This window comes from Rhodoferax sp., from assembly GCF_039922535.1.
Classification (GTDB): domain Bacteria; phylum Pseudomonadota; class Gammaproteobacteria; order Burkholderiales; family Burkholderiaceae_C; genus Rhodoferax_B.
In genome coordinates this window covers 1-4,779 of sequence record NZ_JBDTEM010000025.1, presented here as the reverse complement: position 1 = coordinate 4,779, position 4,779 = coordinate 1, and the positions used below count along the sequence as shown (strand labels likewise).

Sequence of the window (4,779 nt, the reverse complement as noted above, 5' to 3'; positions counted from 1 at the left end):
GCTGGTGGAAGAGCAAAAGCTAGACGGCATCGTCAGCCTGCCCGGCGGCGTGTTCAAGCCCTACGCGGGCGTGTCCACCGCCATACTGTTCTTCACCAAAACCAACAGCGGCGGCACCGACAAAGTGTGGTTCTACGACTGCCTGGCCGACGGCTACAGCCTGGACGACAAACGCCAGCCCCTGCTAGCTGAGGATAAATTAGGCCTGCAGCGCACACAAAACCTGCGCAAGCAGCTATCAAATGAGGAGCACGCCAAAAACAACCTGCCCGACGTGCTGGAGCGCTGGGCCACCCGCAACACCCCCCAAGCCGACCGCCCCCGCACCGCCCAAAGCTTCCTGGTGCCCAAACACGAGATAGCCGCCAACGGCTACGACCTCAGCATCAACCGCTACAAAGAAGTGGTGCACGCCCAGGTGCAGCACCGTGCGCCGGGCGAGATATTGGCGGAGCTGGCCAAGCTGGAGGATGAGATTGCGGCGGGGATGAAGGCGCTGGAGGGGATGTTGAAGTGAGTCAATCTCTTGACCGCGCACCGCTGTCGGACGTGTGCCGTTTCCAGAATGGTGGTACGCCAAGCAAAAGCATCGAGCGCTTTTTCACGGGCGACATACCTTGGATTACCGGGGCAGACTTGGTTGGACCAATTGCCCTCCAAGCACGCAGCTTCATTACAGAAGAGGCCATTGCTTCCTCGGCTACCAATCAAGTTCCAGCCGGCACGGTATTACTAGTAACCCGGACTAGCGTTGGCAAGGTCGCAATCGCTGGGATGAGTTTGTGTTTCAGCCAAGACATCACTGCGCTAACACCTGATTCCGAAAAATTGGATGGTGGGTATCTTGTCCAGTTCCTGCGCACGAAGGAAGAGCATTTCGCGAAACACGCGCGTGGCGCAACAATTCAAGGCATTACGCGCCAGGTTGTCGCGGATCTTGCGATTCCACTGCCGCCGCTGAAAGAACAACGCCGCATCGCCGCCATCCTGGACCAGGCCGAAACCCTCCGAACCCAACGCCGCGCCGCCCTGGCCCAACTCGACAGCCTCACCCAGTCCATCTTTCTCGATATGTTTGGCGACCCGGCGACGAATCAAATGGGTTGGCCGCGTCTTAGGTTCGGCGATCTGTTGGCAAACATCGATAGCGGATGGAGTCCGGTTTGCCTCGACCGTTCAGCAGAAGATGGCGAGTGGGCGGTACTTAAGCTTGGCGCAGTCACATCCTGTGAATTCAAACCAGCTGAAAACAAGGCGTTGCCTAGTGAGATTGCGCCTGATCCAACCATTGAAGTGCGCGAAGGTGATTTACTTTTCTCCCGGAAAAACACCTACGAGTTAGTCGCGGCCTGTGCCTTGGTGGGGCCAACTCGCGCGCGGCTCATGATGTCTGATCTTATTTTTCGGTTTCGCTTGAAAGTCGATGCGCAATTGGATTCGACGTATCTGCATCGGTTACTGACCTATCCCTCGAAGCGAATGGAGGTTCAGAAGCTCGCTGGTGGCTCATCCAGTTCAATGCCAAATATTTCAAAGTCAAAGCTAAGCGACTTTCGGATTGAGGTGCCCCCGCTCCCCCTCCAACAAACCTTCGCCACCCGCATCCAGGCCATCGAGTCCCTCAAAGCCACCCACCGCAAAGCCCTGGCCGCGCTAGACACCCTGTTCGCCTCGCTGCAGCAGCGGGCGTTTGCGGGGGAGTTGTAGTTCTTATCTTTTGCCACAAATAATGAATATTTTTTGTGGCAAAAAATAGCCAAAACCGCCCAGGCAACTTGTTTTTGCCACAAATAACTGTTATTTTTCGTGGCAAATATGGGTAAACACGAAGCATCCACTGACACGCAGGTTCTGCAGCGCATCCGCTCGCATGAAGAGGGGTGGGTGTTCACGCCTGCTGATTTTGTAGACCTTGGCAGTCGGGATGCGGTAGCCACTGCGCTCAAACGGCACAAGGCTGCGGGCACCATTCGGCTGCTCGGGCGCGGCTTGTACGACGTGCCACACCAGCACGAGCTTTTCGGCACGCTATGGCCGCCTATAGAGCAGGTAGCTGAGGCGGTAGCGCGCAAAGACGGTTTGCGTCTGCAGCCCATTGGGGTGTATGCAGCCAATTTGCTGGGACTGTCGGAGCAAGTGCCCGCACAGGCGGTGTACCTGACCGACGGCGCTACGCGCACCGTCAAAGTGGGGCCCACCCAAATCGTGTTCAAACGCACCACACCGCGCCAAATGGCAGCCGCTGGTCGGTTAAGCGGCTTGCTGATTCAAGGTCTTCGGAGTATGGGCGTGAAACACGTCATGCCAAAGCACATCGAGCTTTTGCGCAGCCGCATTCCGGCACAGGAGCGGGCCAAGGTTCTGGAGGATCTGGCCTTGGCTCCCGCATGGATGCATGCGCACCTGAAGGAGATTGCCAAGCCATGATTCATCAATTTCTGTCTGTATCGCAAGCCGATCAAAAGCTGGCCTACCAGAATGCCGCGCTCACGCTCAAGACGGAGGCCGTCATTCTGGAAAAAGACTTCTGGGTGAGCTGGCTGCTGGGCGTGTTGTTTACCCTGCCAGAGATTGCGCCGCATTTGGTGTTCAAGGGCGGCACGTCCTTGTCCAAGGTGTTTGGGGTAATTGACCGGTTTTCGGAAGACATCGACCTGTGCCTGGTGCCCGAGTTTGTGGGCGCAGACGCGGCAGGTTTTGATGCACTCACCAGCCGGGGCAAGCGCGATGCTGCGGTGATGGAGATGCAAGCCCTTTGCAGCGCCAAGGCGCAAGCCGTGCTGATGCCTGCGCTGGAGTCCGCGCTTGTGCAGGCCTTGGGTGCACCCGCCACGGGTGCATGGTTGCGTTTTGAGGTGGATGCCGATGCCAAGTCGCCCATCATCTACTTTGCCTACCCCAGCACCCAGGGCGGCGGGTTTGACTACCTGCGTCGCGAGGTCAAGCTGGAGCTGGGCACGCTCACCGACCAGCAGCCCACAGGCAGCTATGCCATCAAGCCCTTGCTGGCGGATGCTTTCCCCAAGTTGTTTGATGGCTGGGCCTGCCGCGTGACGGCGCTGGAGTTGGAGCGCACGTTTTGGGAGAAAGCCACCATCCTGCATGCCGAGTTTCACCGTCCAGCAAAGTCGCCCACTCCGACCCGCTATGCCCGGCACTACTTTGATATGGCCAAGCTACTGGGCCACCCCCATGCCGCGCAGCACTTGGCCAACAAGGCCCTGTGCCAGCGCGTGGTGGATTGGAAGAGCCGCGTGTTCGCGCGCGGCTGGGCGCGCTATGACCTGGCCGCGCACGGCAGCTTCCGTCTGACGCCCACCCCACAGCGGCAGGCCGATCTGGCACAAGACTATGCGACGATGCGCCCCATGTTCATGACCGAGCCGCCGCCGTTTGTCGAGCTGATGCGAACACTGGCAGAGGCGGAAGCAGCGTTGAACGCGCAATAAGACGCGGAGCAAGCAAGAACAACAAACAGCAGGGAGTTCAATGGCATCCAATTTCTCATTCCTGCAAGCCGAATGGCCCGCGCTGTATGCCGAGGCAACCAAGGCCGAGCAAGCCGCGCTGACTGACCCGCGTACCGCCTGCTTCTACGCCCGGCGCACGCTGGAGCTGGCGGTGGTGTGGCTGTTCCAGGCAGAAGGCGGCCAAAGCAATGGTGTTCGGGGCAAGCTGCAAATGCCCTACAAGCCCGACCTGTCAGCGTTTTTGTTTGAGCCTAGTTTCAAGGTGTTAGTCGGCCCCGCGCTGCACGCCAAGATGGACGTGATTCGCAAGCAGGGCAACAACGCGGTGCACAGCGCACGGCCCATCATCGCTGCAGATGCCACCGCCGTGTTGCGCGAGCTGTTCCAGGTGGCATTTTGGCTGGCGCGGCACTATGGCCGCAACGTGGCGCAGCGGCCCGATCCGGGGCTGCAGTTCCGCACCGACCTGCTGCCCCGCCCGGCCGATGCCGCAGCAGCCCAGGCCGCCGCTTCGGCCAGCGCGCAGGCCACCCAAGCCGCCTTGGACAAATTGGCCAAGTTGGCCGACGCGCTGGCCACGCGCGATGCCGCATTAGCCGCTGCCCAGCAAAAGTCTGCCGCGCTGGATGCAGAGCTGGCCCAGCTGCGCGCCGAAGTAGCCGCCGCCAAAGCCGTCAACACGATCACCCCCGACACGCACGACTACAACGAGGCCGAAACGCGCGACCTCTACATCGACCTGCTGCTCAAAGAAGCGGGCTGGAAGCTGGACCAAGCCCAAGGCAACGATGTCAAGCGTGAATACGAAGTGCAGGGCATGCCGAATAACGAGGGCAAAGGCTTTGTGGACTACGTGATGTGGGGCGACGACGGCCTGCCCCTGGCCGTGGTGGAAGCCAAGCGCACCCGGCGCGATGCCCGCGTCGGCCAGCAGCAGGCCAAGCTGTATGCCGATTGCCTGCAAGCCCAGTGCGGCCAGCGCCCGCTGATCTACACCACCAACGGCTACGAACACTGGTTTTGGGACGACACCACCTACCCGCCCCGGCCGGTGCAGGGTTTTCATAAAAAAGACGAGCTGCAGCTATGGGTGCAGCGGCGCAACTCTGCCAAGCCGCTGGCGGGTGTGGCGATCAACGCCGAGATTGTGGAGCGCCACTACCAGCTGCGCGCCATTCGCCGCATTGGCGAAACCTTTGAGCGCGACCGCCAGCGCAAAGCCCTGGTGGTGATGGCCACGGGTGCGGGCAAAACGCGCACCGTGATTGCGCTGGTAGACCTGCTGCAGCGGGCCAACTGGGCCAAGCGC

5 protein-coding genes are annotated in these 4,779 nt (G+C 60.3%); all 5 read left to right on the top strand.

Annotated features, from left to right (window positions below):
- Positions 1-517: N-6 DNA methylase (locus tag ABI213_RS01205; RefSeq protein ID WP_348025751.1), on the top strand; the 517-nt coding region annotated here is incomplete at its 5' end.
- Complete coding sequence (locus ABI213_RS01200; protein ID WP_348014736.1) at positions 514-1,707, top strand: restriction endonuclease subunit S; 1,194 nt, start codon at positions 514-516, stop codon at positions 1,705-1,707. The genes ABI213_RS01205 and ABI213_RS01200, both read left to right, overlap by 4 nt.
- A 108-nt stretch (positions 1,708-1,815) precedes the next feature.
- On the top strand, positions 1,816-2,427 hold the full coding sequence (locus ABI213_RS01195; RefSeq protein ID WP_348014735.1) for a DUF6088 family protein: 612 nt from the start codon (positions 1,816-1,818) through the stop codon (positions 2,425-2,427).
- A complete protein-coding gene (locus tag ABI213_RS01190) occupies positions 2,424-3,449 on the top strand; it encodes a nucleotidyl transferase AbiEii/AbiGii toxin family protein (protein WP_348014734.1) in 1,026 nt (341 codons plus the stop codon). The genes ABI213_RS01195 and ABI213_RS01190 overlap by 4 nt, the downstream gene beginning before the upstream one ends.
- Positions 3,450-3,489: 40 nt before the next feature.
- On the top strand, positions 3,490-4,779 hold a 1,290-nt coding region (locus ABI213_RS01185), incomplete at its 3' end, for a type I restriction endonuclease (protein WP_348025749.1).

Bases quoted from the DNA above. Each gene is read 5' to 3' on its own strand.
- ABI213_RS01195 (WP_348014735.1), top strand. From the start codon at position 1,816: ATGGGTAAACACGAAGCATCCACTGACACGCAGGTTCTGCAGCGCATC.
- ABI213_RS01190 (WP_348014734.1), top strand. From the start codon at position 2,424: ATGATTCATCAATTTCTGTCTGTATCGCAAGCCGATCAAAAGCTGGCC.